Origin of the sequence: Curtobacterium sp. ME-Dv--P-122a (assembly GCF_030209645.1) — a bacterium.
GTDB classification, from domain to species: Bacteria; Actinomycetota; Actinomycetes; order Actinomycetales; family Microbacteriaceae; genus Curtobacterium; species Curtobacterium flaccumfaciens.
This window is the reverse complement of sequence record NZ_JARVRO010000011.1, coordinates 12,988-31,386: the sequence shown is the minus strand read 5'-3', so window position 1 is coordinate 31,386 and position 18,399 is coordinate 12,988. Positions and strand designations below refer to the sequence as shown.

The window sequence follows — 18,399 nt, the reverse complement described above, 5'->3', positions numbered from 1 at the left end:
GCGGTGCCGTGTAACGGGTTGGTAAACGTTCCGCCCGTGTACGGAACGGTCGTATCCCAGGCCGGATCCCCACCGGTCCGCCGTTCTCGGCGCCCTCGGCACCGACGCGACGGCTGGGAGCGGGCTTGGGGGATCGGCCGAGGACCTCTATCGTTCACCGGAACGATTACAGGAGGGGTCACCCCGAATGCAGCCCATCGTCCCCGAACCCCGCAATGCCCACGGTCCGAGCCGTCGGGCGCTCATCACCGGCGCCGCCGGTCTGGCCGGCCTCGGCCTGCTCACGCTCGCCGGATGCAGCTCCGGTGCGACCGCCGGCACCCCCACGATCCCCGAGGCCGCGGCCACCGGCGTCGCCCGTCGCGGCGGACGCCTGCGCATCGCGCGGCCCGCCGCGTCCGCCGCCGAGACCCTCGACTCCGCGAGCTCGCTGTCGGCCTACGAGTACCTCGGCGCGCTGTACAACCGGCTCGTCAAGCTCGACCAGCAGGGCACCCCGGTGCCGGACCTGGCCGAGGAGTGGTCCGCGAACGCCGACGGCACCGAGTGGACCTTCGCGCTCCGCCGGGGCGTGACCTTCCACGACGGGTCCCGGTTCACCGCCGACGACGCCATCGCGAGCATCCGGCACATCCTCGACGAGAAGACCGGAAGCCCGCAGGCCGGGGTGCTCGGCGAGGTCATGGACGCCGACTCGATGCGCGCCGTCGACCCGTACACGCTGCGCTTCTCGCTGACGAAGCCGAACGCCGAGTTCCCGTCGCTGCTCACCGCCTACCAGTGCTACATCGTGCCGGCCGACGCCATCGCCGACATCGGCCGCACCGGGATCGGGACGGGGCCGTTCCGGCTGTCGTCCTTCACCCCGGCCGGCGCGGGCAGCGTCGAGGCGTTCCCGGACCACTTCGCCGGCCGCCCGGCGCTCGACGGCATCGACTTCTACTCGATCCAGGACACCACCGCGCGGGTGAACGCCCTGCTCGCCGGGCAGATCGACCTCATCTCGCAGACCAACCTGGACTTCGCGACCGCCCGGGTCGTGTCGGCGTCCGACCGCGCCACCGTCGCCCGGTCGAAGAACGCCCAGTGGTACACGATCCCGATGCTCGCCACGAGCGACGAGTTCAGCGACCCGCGGGTGCGCCAGGCGATGAAGCTCGCCTACGACCCCCGGAAGATCGTCGACACCGCGCTGCAGGGGACCGGTTCGGCGGGCTGGGACAACCCCGTGCCGCCGCAGCTCGCCGCGTTCGTCGACGACCACCGCGAGTACGACCCGGACAAGGCCCGGGCGCTGCTCAAGCAGGCCGGGCGCGAGGACTTCCGCGCCGCGATCTACACGTCGAGCTACGAGTCGGTGTTCACCCCGATGGCCGTCGCCTACCGCGACGCCGTCGCCGACGCGGGGATCCGTCTGACCGTCCGCAACGCGAGTTCGGACTCGTACTACACGCAGATCTGGATGCAGAAGCCGCTCATGGTGAGCTACTGGTTCACGGGGCGGCCGATCGACCAGCTGCTCAACCAGATCTTCCGCTCGGGGTCGTCGTACAACGAGAGCGCCTGGTCGAACGAGACCTTCGACGGGCTGCTCGACGACGCCCGCGCCGAGATGGACGACGCCAAGCGGCTCAGCCTGTACCAGGACGCCCAGCGGCTCGTCGTCGAGGACGGTGCCGACATGACGCCGATGTTCGGCGACCGGCTCGTGGGGTTGTCCCGCGACGTCGTGAACTACTCGGAGTACGGCTTCGAGTTCGACTACCTGCGGATCGGACTGCGCCGATGACGACCACGAACACGCCGTCGGACGTCCTCGTCCCCGTCCTCCGCCGCGTCGGCATCGCCCTGCTGACGGTGGTGCTCGCCTCGCTCTTCGTGTTCCTGGCGGTGCAGGCACTCCCCGGTGACGTCGCCCAGCAGCTGCTCGGGCAGAACGCCACCCCCGACGCCGTGAAGCAACTGCGCGACACCCTCGGCCTCGACCAGAACGTCTGGCTCCGCTACCTGCAGTGGCTCGGCGGCGCCGTGCACGGCGACTTCGGCACCTCGCTCGTCAGCGGCGAGCCGGTCGCCCCGACGCTGTTCACGGCCTTCCGGAACAGCATGCTCATCGCCGTGCCCGCGATGCTCGTCGGCGTCACGGTGTCCCTGACGCTCGGTGTCGTCGCCGGTGTCCGCCGCGGCCGTCCGAGCGACAAGGTCATCTCGATCGTCAGCCTGGTCGTGATGAGCGTGCCGGAGTTCATGGTCGCCACCGTCCTGGTGCTGCTGTTCGCGATCGGCCTGCCGGTCTTCCCCGCCGTCGTGCTGCGGGGGAGCGACGCCACCGTGGCCGAGCTGCTGCCCACCATCTGGCTGCCGATCATCGTGCTGACCCTCGCGATGGCCGCCTACATCGTGCGGACGGCCCGCTCGTCGACCATCGACGTGATGGCGTCGGAGTTCGTCACGACGGCCGAGCTCAAGGGCCTGACGATGCGCCGGGTGGTGTGGAAGCACGCGGTCCCGAGCGCCCTGCTCCCGACGCTGAACGTCGTCGCGCTCAACGTCGCGTGGCTGCTCGGCGGTGTCGTGGTGGTCGAGAACGTCTTCAACTACCCGGGGATGGGCAAGCTCATGCTCGAGTCGGTGTTCAACCGCGACCTGCCCACCATCGAGGCGATCGCCCTGCTGAGCGCCCTGATCTACGTCGTGTGCAACCTGGCCGCCGACCTCGTCGCGCTCGCACTCGACCCGAAGCTGCGGACCCGCCAGCGACGACCGCGCACGCGCACCCGCAGCGCCCGCAGCACCAGGAAGGCCGCCGCATGACCGCCACCGCACCCCGCCGCCGCGTCGGACGCGACGTGCTCGCCGGCGCGCTCGCACCCCTGCGCGGGTCGACGGCGCTGAGCATCGGCCTCGGCCTCATCGCCCTGCACGTCGTCCTCGCCCTGCTCGCGCCGGTCATCGCCGGGCACGACCCGGTCGCAACGAACGCCGGCGACGTGCTCGCCGGTCCGACGTGGACGCACTGGCTCGGCACCGACCAGTACGGCCGCGACGTGCTGTCCCGCACGCTGAACGGCGGCCGGTACGCGCTGTCCGTGACCTTCCTCGCCACCACGATCGCCGTCGCGGTCGGCACGGTGCTCGGCTGCGTCACGGCCTACGCCGACAACTGGTTCGACGAGGTCGTCATGCGCGTCGTCGACGCCCTGCTCAGCGTGCCGTCGATCCTCGCGCTCCTGGTCGTCGTGACGGTCTTCGACGCCGGCCTCTGGGTCATCGTCCTCGCCGTCACGGTCGTCTACGCCCCCGCGGTGACCCGGGTCGTCCGCGGCGCCGCGCGCACCGTGATCACGCAGGACTACGTCACCGCGGCCCGTGCCCGGGGCGAGCGGCCGCTGTCGATCGTGTTCCGCGAGATCCTGCCGAACGTGCTCGACGTCGTGCTCGTCGAGTACGCGATGCGGGCCTCGTGGATCGTGCTGCTCGTCGCGTCGCTGTCCTTCCTGGGCTTCGGCGCGAACCCGCCGACCCCGGACTGGGGCCTGATGGTGCAGGAGAACCGCACCGCGCTCACCGTGGTGCCGCTCGGCACGCTCGCCCCGATCGTGGCCCTCGCCACGCTGGTGATCGGACTGAACCTCGCGGCCGACGGCCTGAGCAAGTCGCTCGGTGTCGACCGCGCCAAGCAGGGAGTCAGCGCATGACCCGCACCGACACCGGCACGACGTCCGCCGCGACGGCGACCGTGCCCGACGCGATCGTCCGCGTGGACGACCTGTCCATCTCGTACGCCGCCGGCAAACGGCGCGTCCCCGTCGTCCGGGGTGTCTCGTTCGCGATCGAGGCCGGTCGCACCCTCGGCCTGGTCGGCGAGTCCGGCAGCGGCAAGTCGACCGTCGCGCGGACGCTCCTCGCACACCTGCGCGCCGGGTCGGCGATCGACGGCGGGACGGTCCGCGTCGACGGCGCCGACGTGTTCGCCCTGTCGCCGGCCGGCCGCCGGGCGCTCCGCGGCGGCACCGCCTCGGTCGTCGCCCAGAACGCCGGACAGGCACTCACCCCGTCGATGCGCGTCGGCGAGCAGATCCGTGAGGCCCTCCGCGCCCACGGCGAGCCCGACGGCCCCGAACGCGTCGCCGAGCTGGTCCGGCTGGTCCGGCTGCCGGACCCCGACGCGACCGTCCGTCGGTACCCGCACCAGTTGTCCGGCGGGCAGCAGCAGCGCATCGCCATCGCGATGGCCGTCGCCGCCCGACCGCGCGTGCTCGTCCTCGACGAGCCGACCACCGCCCTCGACGTCGTCACGCAGGCCGCGGTCCTCGACCTGGTCGCCGACCTCGGTCTCCAGCTCGGCATGGCCGTCCTGCTCGTCAGCCACGACCTCGGAGTGGTGTCCGCCATGGCGGACGAGATCGCCGTGATGCGCGACGGCGAGGTCGTCGAGCACGCCGCCACGGCGGCGCTCTTCGCCGCTCCGCAGCACGAGTACACGCGCGCCCTGCTGGCCGCGGTACCGGACGGGCGACGGCCTGGAGGGACGGGCCACGTGCCCGACGACGCGACCGCCCCCGGGACGGTCGGCTCCATGGCCACCGGCACCGTGCCTCCCGAGCGCACAGCCCGCCCCGTGGTGACCGCGGACGACCTGGTGATCCGCTACGGCCGCGGCCTGCCGGCCGCCGTCGACGGGGTCTCGTTCACGATCGCCGCGCACGAGACGCTCGCCGTCGTCGGCGAGTCCGGCAGCGGCAAGTCGACGCTCGCGACGGCGCTGGCCGGCCTGGTGCCGGCCGAGTCGGGGACGTTCACGTACGACGACGGCACGACGAGCGGCGACCTGCGCGAGCCGATCGCCGGCCGCGCGCCCGCCCTGCGGCGCGCGGTGCAGCTCGTGTTCCAGAACGCGGACACGTCGCTCAACCCGCGGCGCACCGTGGGTGCAGCCGTCGCGCGGCCGCTCCGGTTGTTCAGCGGCTCGTCCTCGCGCGATCGCGTCGGGGCACTGCTCAGCCAGGTCGGGCTCGGGCCGGAGTTCGCCGACCGTCTGCCCGCGCAGCTGTCCGGTGGGCAGCGGCAGCGCGTCGGGATCGCGCGCGCACTCGCGGCCGAGCCGTCGCTCGTGATCGCGGACGAGATCACCACCGCGCTCGACGTGCAGGTGCAGGCGGGGATCCTCGCGCTGCTGGCCGACCTGCAGCGCGAGCGGGGCCTCGCCTGCCTGTTCATCAGCCACGACCTCGCCGTGGTGCGGGGCGTGGCGGACCGGGTCGCGGTGATGACCGGCGGCCGGATCGTCGAGATCGGACCGACCGAGCGGGTGTTCACCGGCCCGAACCACCCGTACACGTCGACGTTGCTCGCGGCGACGCTCGAACCCGGCAGCACGACCCTGCCCGACGTCGGTGACGGGGTGCCGCGCTGGCGGCACGCCGACGGCTGGACCGACCACGGCGACGGACACCGCACCCGCAACTGGGAGGACGCATGACCACCGACGACGGCACCGACCACGGCACCGCCGCCACCACCTTCACCGCCATCGGCGACCCCGGCTCGCTGCCCGCGGGCGTGACGGTCCGCGACGAGTGGATCCCGATGCCCGACGGTGTCCGGCTGCACGCCCGGATCTGGGCACCGTCGCAGTCGCCGACGCAGCCGGGTGAGCCCAACGGTCCGACACCGGTGCTGCTCGAGTACCTGCCGTACCGGCTCGACGACTGGACCGCACCGCGCGACTCGGAGCGGCACCCCTGGTACGCCCAGCACGGGTACGCCTCGGTGCGGGTCGACATCCGCGGCACCGGGTCGTCCGACGGGTTCTTCGACGACGAGTACAGCGAGCAGGAGCTGCTCGACGGCGAGGCCGTGATCGCCTGGCTCGCCGAACAGCCGTGGTCGACCGGCGCCGTCGGCATGTTCGGCATCTCGTGGGGCGGCTTCAACGCGCTGCAGCTCGCGGCCCGGGCACCCGCCGCGCTCAAGGCCATCGTGACGGTCTGCTCGACGGACGACCGGTACGACAACGACGTGCACTACGTCGGCGGTGCCGTGCTCGGCATCGACATGGCGGCCTGGGGCGCGACCATGTTCGCCTTCAACTCGCGGCCGCCCCGGCCCGAGGTCGTCGGCGCCGGGTGGATCGACCGGTGGCGGGAACGCCTCGAGGCGAACCGCCCGATGACGCCGGTGTGGCTCGCGCACCAGGAGCGCGACGACTACTGGCGGCACGGCAGCGCGGCCGAGGACTACGACGGCATCCGCGCCGCGGTGCTCGCCGTCGGCGGGTGGGCGGACCCGTACCGGGACGCCGTGCTCCGGCTCGTCGACCACGTCAGCGCCCCCGTGAAGGGCATCGTCGGCCCGTGGTCGCACCAGTACCCGGACCGTGGGCTCGCGCCGGGGCCGTCGATCGGGTTCCTGCAGGAGACCCTGCGGTGGTGGGACCGCTGGCTGCGCGGGGTGGACACCGGCGTCGAGGACGACCCCGCACTGCGGGCCTGGATCAACGAGGGCGAAGCCCCCGCGCCCTACTACGCCGGCCGCCGCGGTCGCTGGATCGGTGCCGAGGCGTGGCCCTCCGCCGCGACCCACGAGCGCGTCCTGCCCCTCGCCGCCCTGCGCGGCGGCGACCTCGGGCCGGTCGTCGTGCGGTCGCCGCAGCACACCGGGGTGGACGCCGGTCGGTTCTTCCCGTTCGGCAACGCCACCGACCTGCCGACGGACCAGCGCGCCGAGGACGGCCGGTCGGTGACCTTCGACCTGCCCGTCGGCAAGGCGTTCGACCTGCTCGGCAACGTGCTCGTGCGGCTGTCCGTCACGAGCGACCAGCCCCGGGCCACCCTGACCGTGCGGCTCTGCGACGTCGCACCGGACGGCTCGTCGACGCTCGTCACGCGCGGGGTGCTGAACGCCGCGAAGCGCGACGGCATGGACCGCGACGACGTGCTCGAGCCCGGGACGCCCGCCGACCTGCCCGTGCGCCTGGTCTCGACCGGACACCGGTTCGCCGCCGGACACCGGCTGCGCATCGCGGTCTCCTCGTCGTACTGGCCGTGGGTGTGGCCGCACGGCGTCGAGGCCACCGTGACGATCGACCCGACCGCCTCGAGCGTCACCCTGCCCACCTGGACCCGGGAGACCGACGACGGGGTGGTCTTCGCCGAGCCCGAACGGTCCGAGCCCCTCGTGATCGAGCGCGTCGCGCCGGCCGACCCGCTGCCGCAGCGCACGGTGACGCACGACGTCGAGACGGGGGAGTGGACGCTCGACGTCGACCCCGGGTACGGCGGCGGACGCGTCTACCCGGACGGCCTGGTCTTCACCGAGGACGCTCGCGAGACGTACCGGATCCGCTCCGACGCCCCGACCAGCGCACGGGCGAGTTCCCGCTGGGCGATCGGGCTGACGAAGCCGGAGTGGGCCGCGCGACTCGAGACGACGTCCGAGGTCACCGCCGACGCCGACACCTTCCACGTCGTCAACACCGTGCGCGCCTGGGCACGCGACGGCGGACCCGACGAACCCGAGGTGCTCGTCACCGAGCGGACCTTCGTCGACGACGTCCCACGGACCTCGGCGTGACCGCGGCGGCACGCGTCCGGCAGCGGCCGGAGGTCCGACGCGCGATGATCGTCGAGGCCGCCCGCGCGGTGATCGTCCGGAACGGTGTCGGCGCCACCGGGCTGCGCGACATCGCAGCCGAGGCCGGCGTCTCCGTCGGCACCGTGACGTACCACTTCGGCAGCGTCGCCGAGATCCTCAACGAGGTCGTGGTGCTCGAGACGGAGCGCTTCTACGGCGCCATCGTCGCAGCGGTCGACGCCGAACCCGACGTGCTGGTGGGGTTGCGGATGCTCGTCGCCCCGCTGTTCGGCGACACCGAGCAGGTCCGGCAGCACTGGCGGATCTGGTCCGACTACTGGACCGCGGTGGTGCGACGGCCCGAGGTCGCCGCCGAGTACGCCGAACGCATCCGCGTCTGGGAGGCCTGCCTGGTGCGGGTCATCCGGCGCGGGGTGGAGGCCGGGGTGTTCGGTGGCACACGCCAGGGCAGCGACGGCGGCGACCCCGTCGACGCCGACACCGTCGCGCTGCAGCTCGCCGCGTACAGCGACGGTGTCGCGACCCAGATCGCCCAGGGCGTGCCCGGCCTGACGAACGCCGTCGCCCTGTCGTGGATGTGGCGCTTCCTGTCGCACGAACTCGGTGTGCCCGCTGTGGACATCGCCGGAACCGGTCGTTCCCCCTTGTGATGAGGTAAGGCTTCCCTTACCGTTGCCACATGGCACGGACCCGGCGACAGCCCAGCGAACGCATCCTCATCGCGGGCGGTGCCGAGGACCTCGTCGAGATCCACCGCCAGCTCGAGGAACTCCCCGAGAACACGTACGGGCAGGTCTTCGTCGAGGTCGCCCTCGACGAGCAGATCCGCATCCTGCCGGCCCCGCCGCGCGTCACCGTGACCTGGCTGGTCCGGAGCGCCCGCAGCTCGGCCGTCGCCCCGCTGGTCTTCGCCGACCACGGCGAAGCGCTGGCACACGCCCTGACCGGGTGGGCCGCCGAGTGGTGCGTGACGGGCTGTGAGCCCCGCACCTCGGTGTGGATCGGGTGCGCGGACAGCCCGTGGATCGAGCGCGCTCGGTCCATGGTGCAGCTCGAACTCACCGACGCCGGCCAGCAGGTCCAGGTCGAGTACGGCGGGTAAGGGCAGCCTGCTCTTCCTTGCAATGTGCAAAAGACGGGGGCATGGTTGTGCCATGACCACGCAGAGCAGCACCACCACACCGAGCACCACGTCCCCGTTCTCGACCACGCCGGAGCTCGCAGCCGGGGTCGCCCAGTTCCTCGCCCCCGTCGTCATCGACCTCGAGGCGCTCGTCGTCAACGGCAAGCAGGCCCACTGGCACGTCCGTGGCCGCAACTTCGTCGGCGTGCACGAGCTCCTCGACGAGATCGTCGAGCACGCGCAGGACTACGCGGACAAGGCTGCGGAGCGCATCGTCGCCCTCGGCCTGCCGGTCGACTCGCGCATCGCGACCGTCGCCGCGAACACCACCCTGCCGCCGCTGTCGCAGGGCTTCCAGAACTCCGACGTCACCGTCACCGAGGTGATCGCCCAGATCGACGCCGCGCTGCTGCAGGTCCGCCGTGCGGTCGACGGCCTCGACGAGGTCGACCTCAACAGCCAGGACGTCGCGATCGAGATCGAGCGCGCGCTGACCAAGGACCGCTGGTTCCTGCAGGCGCACCTCGCCGCCTGAGTCGCGACCACCCCGCTGACGGGAGGCCCGGTGCCAGCTGGCACCGGGCCTCCCGTCCGTCTCGGGTCGCGCTCCGGGCCCGCACCTCACGCGGACGGCGTGACCAGCCCGCTCTCGTACGCCAGCACCACGGCGTGCACCCGGTCCCGCAGCTGCAGCTTCGCCAGGACGCGGCCGACGTGGGTCTTCACGGTCTGTTCGGCGATGAACAGCTCCGCCGCGATCTCGCCGTTCGACCGCCCCCGCGCCATCAGCAGGAACACGTCACGCTCCCGGTCGGTCAGCACGTCGAGCACCTCGGTCCGCGGGGCCGCTGGCTGCGGACCGGCGACGAAGGCCTCGACGAGGTGCCGGGTCACTCTCGGGGCGAGCAGGGAGTCGCCGGCCGCGACGGTCCGCACGGCCTGCACGAGCTCCTCGGCGCTCGCGTCCTTCAGCAGGAACCCGCTCGCCCCGGCACGGAGCGCGTCGAACACGTAGTCGTCGATGTCGAACGTCGTGAGCATCACCACGCGGACGGGCGACTCCGCGGGCGCCGCGGTGATCCGCCGGGTCGCCTCGATCCCGTCGAGCTCCGGCATCCGGACGTCCATCAGGATCACGTCCGGCCGGAGCCGGATCGCCATGACGACCGCCTCGGCACCGTTCGCGGCCTCGCCGACGACCTCGACGTCGTCCTGGGCCTGGAGGATCGCCCGCAGTCCGACACGGAACATCTGCTGGTCGTCGACCACCATCACCCGCGTCATCGCGTTCCCCCGTCTGCCGTCGGCTGCGACGTGGTCGCGGTGGGCTGGGTGGGCAGACTGACGGCGACGCGGAAGCCGCCGTCCGGGTCCGGTCCGTGGTCGATGGTGCCGCGGAGCGCGGCGACCCGCTCGCGCATGCCCGCCAGGCCGAAGCCGCCGTCGTCCGGCGGCGCACCGGGCACGCTGCCGGCCGGTGGCGCGGTGTTGGCGACCTCGACCGTGAGGGCCGAGCCGTGCCTCCCGACCGTCACGACGGTGGTCGCACCGGGCGCGTGCCGGGCGACGTTGCCGAGCGCCTCCTGCACGACCCGGTACACGGTGAGCTGTGCGAGCCGGTCGACGTCGTCGCGGTCCGGGTCGAGCCCCTCGTCGAGTCGGAGGTCGACGGGGATGCCGGCCGCGCGGGTGGCCTGCACCAGTGCGGGCAGGTCGGCGAGCCGCGGCTGCGGCGCACGCTCGGCGTCGGCGTCGCCACGCAGGGTGCCGAGCAGCTGCCGCATCTCCCGCAGGGCCGTGCGCGAGGTCTCGGCGATCGCGGCGAACTCGGTGCGGGCGTCCGGTGGCAGGTCCGCGACGCGGTACGGAGCGGACTCGGCCTGCATGTGCACGACGGACATGCTGTGGGCGACGACGTCGTGGAGCTCACGGGCGATCCGGGAGCGCTCCTCGACCGTCCGGCGTCGGGCCTGCTCGAGCTCGGTGTCGCGGCGGGCGGCGGCGAGTTCCTCGCGCACGGTCCGGCGCTGCCCGATGACGACCGCAGCGGCGGCCACGACGAGGGTGTCGCCGGCGCTCACCACGAAGCTCGTCGCCCAGACGTCGACCTGCCCCCACCGGTCGGGCGTCACGCCGATGAGCAGCAGGGTGAGCAGCGTCGCCGCGACCCAGACCACCGCGGTGAGCAGCCAGGTGGTGCGGACGCCCAGCACGACGAGCAGCACGCTGAGGCCGACGATGCTCGTGACCGAGACCGGCCAGGGCCCGATGGTGCCGGGTGCCGTCAGGACCCCGAGGCCGGCGAGGGCGACGAGGTGCGCGACCGACGCCGTGCGGGGGAAGAGCGGTGCGAGGCCGATGCTCGCCGAAAGGACGGCGGTCACGAGCAACGCGAGCGGCACGGGGACGCCGTAGAACACGGCGGTCACGGGTGCGGCGACGGCGAACAGGGACACCGCGACGACGACGAAGCCGATCTGCACGGCGGGCCGGACCCAGGTGGGTCGGGGCTTCGGGACGACGGTCACGGGCGGGCGGTCTCTCCGGTTCGGGCGAGGCAGGGTTCGGGGGCGATGGCGGTGGCTGTGGCGGGTGTGGCTGTGGTGGCTGCGGCTGCGGCTGCGGCGCGGGCGTCACGGGCTTCGCGCCTGCGGCTGATGGTACCGAGCACCCGGTCGACCGCGATCCCGAGCCCGGCGGCGACCACCATCGACACCAGCGCCGCGACGATCGGTTCGTGCAGCACGCTCGACGCGGCCAGGGCGATGCCGATCGACACCGCTGACCACGCCAGCCCCGCGATCGCGCTGATCGCCAGGAACCGGCGGTAGGACAGCCGGGTCGCTCCTGCGGTCATGTTGACCGCGACCCGGCCGACCGGGATGAAGCGCCCGGTCAGGATGAGGCTGGCGGAGCGGCGCTGCATCTGCCGCTCGGCGAACGCGAAGGCCGCCGCGATCCGTGGTCGCTTCGACCGGGCCAGCCGGGCGAACCCGATCCGGCGTCCGATCCAGTACGCGATCGAGTCGCCGGCGATCGCTCCCAGGGCGGCGGCGACGAGCACCACGGCGAGGACGGGCTGTCCGGACGTCGCGGCGATCGCGGCGACCGCGACCAGGGCGGACTCGCTCGGCACCGGCGGGAAGAAGCCGTCCACCAGGCACAGGACGAAGAGGACGACGTAGACGAGCGGACTCGCGGCCAGCTCGACGACGAGCGGGGTGATCTGGTCGAACACGGGGTGCTCCCTCCCGCCGACGGAACTCGTCGACGAGGACGACGCTACGGAGCCGATGCGCGCTGGCCATCCCGCGGCGGTCTCGACCACCCCCTACCGCGGTATGACGTTCCCGTCCGCGAAGACCACGTCGGGTGCGTCCACACGGCGGTCGACGACGGTGGTCGGGGCCTCCAGGTGCACGGCACCCGAGGGCATGATGCCCGCACCGCCGAACCGTTCCATCACCCGCCACTGCGCGACGACGTCCTCGCCGGCGTGGTCGGGCGGCAGGGTGTCCCAGAACCGGAAGCCCCCGACCTCCTCGAGCGCACGGCGGTCGTAGAGCGCGCAGGCACCGACCCACGCGACGCGGTAGGGCATCCACTCGCCGGGGTGCAGGTCGAGGTCGGCGGCGACGTGCGTCGGGTTCGCGGCGTTGTGCAGCGACCAACGGTCGAAGCCGGGGGTCCCGCGGCGCACCACCTCGGGCACGACCGGGCCGTCCCACCGTTCGAACACCGAGGTCTCGTGGGGGCGGCGGTCCTGCAGGTACGACAGGCCCTGCACGGCGCTGCCGACGAACCCGCAGCCCAGGGTGCGCAGCGCGTCGAGCATCCGCGCGATCGACCCCGGCTCGAGCCAGACGTCGTCGTCGAGGAACAGCACCGCTGCTGCCTCGGCGTGGTCGAGCAGGAACTGCCGGTGCTCTGCCAGGCCACGCCGTTCCGGGTGGGTGAGGAGCGTGACGGGCCGGCCCTGCGCCTCCAGGACGCGGAGCATCGCGGCGACCGCCGGCGCGCTGGCGGCGTCTCCGTCCGCGGACTGGTCGCTCAGCACGACGCGCAGGTCGACGTCGGTCTGGGCGGCGAGGCCGGCGAGCGTCGTGGCGAGCTCGGCCGGCCTCCCGACGGTCGGGATGAGCACGTCGACGTCGACCCTGCTCGTGTCCGCTGGATCGGGGGCCTTCGCCCAGGACCCGGACCAGCGGGCGGTCACGGTGCCGGGTCCGGTTCGGGCCGCGCAGCGGCTTCGCGGATCCGGCGCACGACGGCGCTGGTGGAGTGCTCGGGCACGTAGTCGACCATGACGACCTCGCCGCCGTAGCCGCGCACGACCTCGGTCTCGGTCAGCATCTCGGGCGAGTAGTCGCCGCCCTTCACGTAGACCTCGGGGCGCAACCGTTCGATGAGCGGGATCGGGGTGTCCGTCGCGAACACCGTCACCAGGTCGACGCAGGCCAACGCGGCGAGCACGCCGGCGCGGTCCTCGGCCGGGTTGATCGGCCGCTCCGGGCCCTTCAGCCGGCGCACCGAGTCGTCGTCGTTCAGGGCGACGACGAGCAGGTCGCCCAGGTCACGGGCCTGGCGCAGGTACGTGGTGTGCCCGCGGTGCACGACGTCGAAGCAGCCGTTCGTGAAGACGACGCGGCGGCCGGCCTGGCGTGCGGCCTCGACGGCGGTGGCGAGCTCGTCGTGGTCGACGACGGTCGCCGCCGGCGCGGTCACCGAGTCGAGCAGGGCCGCGGCGGTGCAGACGGACGTGCCGGCCTCGCGGACCACGACGTCGGCAGCGGCCTGGGCGACCGCGACGGCGTCGCGCAGGGGTGCCTGCACGGCGAGGGCGACGGTCGCGGCGGCACAGAAGGTGTCACCGGCGCCGGAGGCCTGCTGCTCCGAGGCGGGCGTCGCACGCGTGCGGAACCCCTGGTCGGAGCCGGGCTCGAGCAGCACGGTGCCGTCGCGGTCGAGCGTGACCACCGCGGCACGGGCGCCACTGCGGGCGAGCACGTCGCCACGGGCTGCGACGACGGTGCCGACGCGGTCGGCACCGGTGCCGAGCTCCGTGCCGAGCAGTGCGGCGGTCTCACCGGCGTTCGGCGTGACGAGGTCGGGGTGCAGCGCGGCCCAGCGGGTCAGGTCGTGCGCGTCGACCACGACGGCGCCGGGGCGGTCACGGTCGAGCATCGGCACGACGTCCTCGGCCCGGACACCCAGGCCGTAGTCGCACACGACGGCGGCGTCGGCGCACCGGACGGCGCGGGCCACCGAGCGGGCGAGGCGTTCGCCGTGCTCGGCGGTCGGGGTCGCGGCGAGCTCGTCGACCCGGACCACGACGCGGTCACCGCCGACCACGCGCGACTTCATCGTGGTGCGGGCACCGGGGATCTCGACCAGGAACGACGTGTCGACGCCGGCTGCTTCGAGTCGCTGGCGCAGGACGTCACCGGCCTCGTCGTCACCGATGAGCCCGACCATGCGGACGCGGGCGCCCAGGGCGCGGGCGTTCACGGCTGTGTTCGCCGCACCGCCGGGCACCGCGATGGTCTCGGTGACGCGCACGACGGGGGCCGGGGCCTCGCGGGAGACCCGCTCGGCCTCGCCGACGGTCCAGCGGTCGAGGATGCAGTCGCCGATGACGACGACGAGGGGTTCGCGGTCGTCGATCGTGGCGACGAGGTCACGGACCAGCCGGACGTCGGCGGTCATCGGGTGCCTCCCACGGTGTCGGCGCTGCCGGCGGTGGCGCCGGCAGCGGCTGCGGGGCCGGCGGTGCCTGCTGCGGCGCCGGTGCTGCTGGTGGCTGCGCTGCTGCTGTCTGCTGCCGTCGACGGCTCGGCGGTGCGGCGCGGCGGGGCTGCCTCGAGGTGCACCACCGTCGTGGTCGTCATCTCGTCGAGCAGGTGCGGGCCGTACCCGAACCCGGCGCCCGAGGCACCGCGGGGCTGGGCGCTGCCGCCCGGAGCACCACCGAACACGGCGTTCACCTTGACGGTGCCGACGGGCAGCTCGGCCGCGGCACGGAGCGCGTGCGCGGTGTCGTTCGTCAGCACCGTGGCTGCGAGGCCGTAGCGGTCGGCCGCGGCGAGCCGGAGGCCCTCCGCGAAGTCCGTCACGACGCGCACCGGGGCGATCGGGCCGAAGGTCTCCTCGGTCAGCACGAGCATGTCGTCCGTGCAGTCGGTCAGGACGGTCGCCGGGTAGAACGATCCGAGCCCGCCGGGCGTGACGCCACCGGTCCGGGCCGAGGCGCCGCGGGCGATCGCGTCGTCGACGTGGTGCTGCACGAGCTCGCGCAGCCGGTCGTCCACGAGCGGCCCGAACTCGGCGGCGGGTGCGGCCGTGCGGCGCTCCGCCTCGGCGACGAGCGCGGCGACGAAGGGCTCGGCGACGTCCTGGTGCACGTACACCCGCTCGACGCTGGTGCAGATCTGGCCGGTGTTCGCGAACGCGCCGAGGGCGACCTGTGCGGCGGCCCACTCCGGGTCGACGTCGGCGTCGACGATGACCGGGTCGTTGCCGCCGTTCTCACGGATGACGTGGGCGCGGGTGGTCACGGACACCTCGCTCAGGCGGTCACCGGTCGCGGTCGACCCGACGTGCGCGTAGACGTCGATGCCCTCCTGCGCCAGGAGCAGCTCGCCGGTCGTCGCGTCGCCGTCGACCCCGATGAGGACGCCGTCCGGCAGGACCTCGGCGAGCAGCGCGTTGAGTCGGGCGAAGGTCGCTGGGCACCGTTCGCTGCCCTTGTGCACCACCGTGTTGCCCGTGACGATCGCTGCGCCGAGGATCCCGCAGGCCACGGCGACCGGGTCGTTCCACGGCGTCAGGGCGAGCACCACGCCACGCGGGTGCGGCACCGACCAGTCGGCGGCACCGAACTGGCCCCGCAGGGCCTCACCGCGGTGCACCGGCCCGAGCTCGGCGTACTGCACGAGCGTGCCGATGCCGGCCTCGACCCCACCGAGGGCGTCGCCGGGCACCTTGCCGGTCTCGCGGGTGTTCAGGTCCGCCAGCTCCTGCGCGTGCGCACGGAGATGCTCGGCCGCGGCGTGCAGCAGGGCACCGCGCTCGGCCGGCGCGGTCCGGGCCCAGGCACCGGCAGCGGCACGGGTGCGGGCGACGGCGTTGCGGACGTCGTCCTCGGTCGAGCGGCGCACGGTGGACGCGATCGATCCGTTCACGGGGTCGGTCACCACGAGGTCGTCGGCGGCGGGGGGTGCGATCGTCATGGGGTCCTTCCGGAGGCGGGCGGGGCCTCACACGGTGCTCGTGCTCCGCTGTGTGCGGTCACGGCATCGCGCTTCTCGTCCATCCGGGGGCGCTGCTGGACGTCCGGACGGGTCCGACCGGTAGACGTGGAGCTGTGCAACAGATCGGTGTGGGCGGAGAACGGTTCGACGGTGTCAGCGAGATCGCGGTGCTCCGCGGCGGGGGACTGGGCGACCTGATGTTCGCCCTCCCGGCGGTCGAGGCCCTGGCCGCCGCGTACCCCGGGGCCCGGATCACGCTGCTCGGGGCGCCGTCCGCGCGGCCGGTGCTCGCGGGCCGGACCGAGGCCGTTCATGCCTTCGAGGAGCTCCCCGTGGTCCCCGGCGTGCGGGACTCCGGCGAGGGCGCACCGACCGAGCAGGACTTCTTCGACCGGCTGCACGGGCGCTTCGACCTCGCGGTGCAGCTGCACGGCGGCGGCCGGAACTCGAACCCGTTCCTGCTCCGGCTCGGTGCCCGTCACACCGTGGGCACCGCCACCGAGGACGCCGAGGTCCTGGAGCGCTGGGTCCGCTACGTCTACTACCAGCACGAGGTCGTCCGAGCACTCGAGGTGGCCTCGCTCGCCGGTGCCGAACCGGTCACCCTCGATCCCCGACTGCACGTCCCCGAGGCCGCGCGAGCCGGGGTCCGGCAGCGCCTCGGCGTCCGGGGACGGCTCGTCGCGATCCACCCGGGTGCCACCGACCCGCGTCGCCGCTGGAGCCCCTCGCGCTTCGCCGAGGTCGCCCGTGCCCGGCTCGCCGCCGGGGACGACGTGGTGCTCGTGGGTGACGACTCGGACGTGCCGGCGGCGTCCGCCATCGTCGCTTCGCTGCCGCTGGAGCTGCGGGAGCGTCTGCACGACCGCACCGGGTCACTGCCGCTCCGTGAGCTCCCCGACGTCCTCGCCGCTGCCGACGTCATGGTCGGCGACGACTCCGGCCCACGGCACCTCGCCGTCGCCGTCGGGACCCCGACCGTCGGGGTGTTCTGGTTCGGCAACGTGATCAACGCCGGGCCGTTCGACCGCGGTCGGCACCGTGTTCACCTGTCCTTCGTGACGCAGTGCCCGGTGTGCGGCATCGACGTCACCCAGGTCGGCTGGACCGCCGAGCGGTGCGAGCACGACCCGTCCTACGTGGACCAGGTCGAGCCGGAGGCCGTCCTCACCAACGTCGAGGACCTGCTCCGCACGCTCTGACGCTGCGCACGGCGCCAGAAGCGCCCGGTGCGAGGTTCTCCACTCCGTGGGACGCTCCGGCCCTCGCACGGAGTGCAGAAGCTCGCACCGAGTGGCGGGCGCGACCGGCTTCCGGCCTGGAGGCGCGGTGCCAGCCCGTCACGCGCCTCCCGTCCGCGCCGTGGCGCGCCACGAGCGCCCGGTGCGAGGTTCCGCACTCCGTGCGGCGCTTCGGCCCTCGCACGGAGTGCGGAAGCTCGCACCGAGCGGTGGACGCGACCGTCGGACGGCCGGGAGGCGCGGTGCCAGCCCGGCACGCGCCTCTCGTCCGCGCCGTGGCGCGTCACGAGCGCCCGGTGCGAGGTTCCACACTCCGTGCGGCGCTTCGGCCCCCGCACGGAGTGCGGCAGCCCGCACCAGCGCCCGGCACACGGACACACGGGAGGCGCGGTGCCAGCCGGCACCGCGCCTCCCGTCCATCAGCGGCGAGCGTTCACGGCCAGCTCGGCTCCGTCGCCGGCATGATCGACAGCTCGCGGATCTCGCAGCCGGCCGGCTGCGAGAGCGCGAAGACGATCGAGTTCGCGACGTACTCCGGCTCGATGAGCTGCGCGTCCGGGCCCGGCTTGTACTGCTCGGTCCGGTCGGCGAAGAAGTTCGTCCGCATCCCGGCGGGGATGATGTTGGTCACGCCGATGCGACCGGCGGTCTCGGCGGCCAGCGCCTGCGAGAACCCGCGGACGCCGAACTTCGACGCCGAGTACGCGGTGCCGTCGCCGACGCCGCGCAGGGCGAGCGACGACGAGATCGTGACGACGCGGCCGTGCGTGGCCTCGAGGGAGGGCAGGGCGGCGCGCACGGTCGAGGCGGTGCCGATCAGGTTGACGCCGACGATCTGCTCCCACTTGCCGGACGAGATCGCGTCGATCGGGGCGGGGGTGTCGATGCCCGCGGCGGTGACGACGGCGTCGAGGCCACCGTGCCGCTCGGCGGCGTCACGGACCGCCTGCTCGACGGCGTCGGTGTCCGAGACGTCCACGGCGACGGCGTCGATGCCCTCGGGGACCGCGTCGATCCGCAGGTCGAGGACGATCGGGGTGCCGCCGGCCTCGGTGACGGCAGCCACGACGGCGGCGCCGAGTCCGGAGGCGCCGCCGGTGACGAGGACGCGGCCGATGGGGGTGGTGGGGACGGGCATGGATGTCCTTTGCGTAGTGGAGCGGGAAGTGGTCGAGCAGGTGTGGAACGG

Annotated in this window: 16 protein-coding genes; 9 read left to right on the top strand and 7 right to left on the bottom strand. The window is 73.5% G+C overall.

The genetic code is table 11. The features are described 5' to 3' along the window. The first annotated feature begins 187 nt into the window (after positions 1-187). The 8 genes from QRN49_RS11700 to QRN49_RS11665 are packed head-to-tail and all read left to right on the top strand — an operon-like array spanning position 188 to position 9,254. The gene (locus QRN49_RS11700) at positions 188-1,789 is read left to right on the top strand and encodes an ABC transporter substrate-binding protein (protein WP_111039581.1); all 1,602 of its coding nucleotides are present in this window, start codon (positions 188-190) and stop codon (positions 1,787-1,789) included. Further along, positions 1,786-2,814, top strand: a complete 1,029-nt coding sequence (locus QRN49_RS11695; RefSeq protein WP_284755968.1) for an ABC transporter permease — start codon at positions 1,786-1,788, stop codon at positions 2,812-2,814. The genes QRN49_RS11700 and QRN49_RS11695 overlap by 4 nt, the downstream gene beginning before the upstream one ends. Further along, positions 2,811-3,698, top strand: coding sequence for an ABC transporter permease (locus tag QRN49_RS11690; protein ID WP_071244656.1), 888 nt, complete (start codon positions 2,811-2,813; stop codon positions 3,696-3,698). The genes QRN49_RS11695 and QRN49_RS11690 overlap by 4 nt, the downstream gene beginning before the upstream one ends. Further along, entirely contained in the window at positions 3,695-5,482 is a 1,788-nt protein-coding gene (locus QRN49_RS11685) for a dipeptide ABC transporter ATP-binding protein (RefSeq protein ID WP_284755966.1), read from the top strand. Before QRN49_RS11690 ends, QRN49_RS11685 begins: the two co-directional genes overlap by 4 nt. Beyond that, entirely contained in the window at positions 5,479-7,575 is a 2,097-nt protein-coding gene (locus QRN49_RS11680; protein WP_284755964.1) for a CocE/NonD family hydrolase, read from the top strand. The genes QRN49_RS11685 and QRN49_RS11680 overlap by 4 nt, the downstream gene beginning before the upstream one ends. Further along, entirely contained in the window at positions 7,572-8,246 is a 675-nt protein-coding gene (locus QRN49_RS11675; RefSeq protein ID WP_194654351.1) for a TetR/AcrR family transcriptional regulator, read from the top strand. Before QRN49_RS11680 ends, QRN49_RS11675 begins: the two co-directional genes overlap by 4 nt. Before the next feature lie 29 nt (positions 8,247-8,275). Then, positions 8,276-8,698 (top strand): SIP domain-containing protein, encoded by a 423-nt coding sequence (locus QRN49_RS11670; RefSeq protein ID WP_111022884.1) that lies wholly within the window; start codon positions 8,276-8,278, stop codon positions 8,696-8,698. A gap of 52 nt (positions 8,699-8,750) precedes the next feature. Then, positions 8,751-9,254: a Dps family protein gene (locus QRN49_RS11665; RefSeq protein WP_111022885.1), complete on the top strand. Its 504-nt coding sequence runs from the start codon at positions 8,751-8,753 to the stop codon at positions 9,252-9,254. A gap of 86 nt (positions 9,255-9,340) precedes the next feature. Here the strand turns inward: QRN49_RS11665 and QRN49_RS11660 are convergent, their stop codons facing one another. The 6 genes from QRN49_RS11660 to QRN49_RS11635 all read right to left on the bottom strand — a co-directional run bounded on the left by QRN49_RS11660 (position 9,341) and on the right by QRN49_RS11635 (position 15,948). Then, positions 9,341-10,003, bottom strand: coding sequence for a response regulator (locus tag QRN49_RS11660; RefSeq protein WP_111030072.1), 663 nt, complete (start codon positions 10,001-10,003; stop codon positions 9,341-9,343). Then, positions 10,000-11,247 (bottom strand): sensor histidine kinase, encoded by a 1,248-nt coding sequence (locus tag QRN49_RS11655; protein WP_284755958.1) that lies wholly within the window; start codon positions 11,245-11,247, stop codon positions 10,000-10,002. Before QRN49_RS11655 ends, QRN49_RS11660 begins: the two co-directional genes overlap by 4 nt. After that, on the bottom strand, positions 11,244-11,957 hold the full coding sequence (locus QRN49_RS11650; RefSeq protein ID WP_284755956.1) for a DedA family protein: 714 nt from the start codon (positions 11,955-11,957) through the stop codon (positions 11,244-11,246). Before QRN49_RS11650 ends, QRN49_RS11655 begins: the two co-directional genes overlap by 4 nt. A 93-nt stretch (positions 11,958-12,050) precedes the next feature. After that, positions 12,051-12,935 (bottom strand): glycosyltransferase family 2 protein, encoded by an 885-nt coding sequence (locus QRN49_RS11645; protein WP_284755954.1) that lies wholly within the window; start codon positions 12,933-12,935, stop codon positions 12,051-12,053. Then, positions 12,932-14,425: a D-glycero-beta-D-manno-heptose 1-phosphate adenylyltransferase gene (gene rfaE2, locus QRN49_RS11640; RefSeq protein ID WP_284755952.1), complete on the bottom strand. Its 1,494-nt coding sequence runs from the start codon at positions 14,423-14,425 to the stop codon at positions 12,932-12,934. The genes QRN49_RS11645 and rfaE2 overlap by 4 nt, the downstream gene beginning before the upstream one ends. Beyond that, positions 14,422-15,948: an aldehyde dehydrogenase family protein gene (locus tag QRN49_RS11635; RefSeq protein ID WP_284755950.1), complete on the bottom strand. Its 1,527-nt coding sequence runs from the start codon at positions 15,946-15,948 to the stop codon at positions 14,422-14,424. The genes rfaE2 and QRN49_RS11635 overlap by 4 nt, the downstream gene beginning before the upstream one ends. Before the next feature lie 134 nt (positions 15,949-16,082). On the opposite strand from QRN49_RS11635, the gene QRN49_RS11630 reads away from it, so the two are divergent. Next, positions 16,083-17,171: a glycosyltransferase family 9 protein gene (locus QRN49_RS11630; protein ID WP_284755948.1), complete on the top strand. Its 1,089-nt coding sequence runs from the start codon at positions 16,083-16,085 to the stop codon at positions 17,169-17,171. A 472-nt stretch (positions 17,172-17,643) separates the two neighbouring features. Here the strand turns inward: QRN49_RS11630 and QRN49_RS11625 are convergent, their stop codons facing one another. Beyond that, positions 17,644-18,348, bottom strand: a complete 705-nt coding sequence (locus tag QRN49_RS11625) for an SDR family oxidoreductase (protein ID WP_284755946.1) — start codon at positions 18,346-18,348, stop codon at positions 17,644-17,646. Positions 18,349-18,399: the final 51 nt, after the last annotated feature.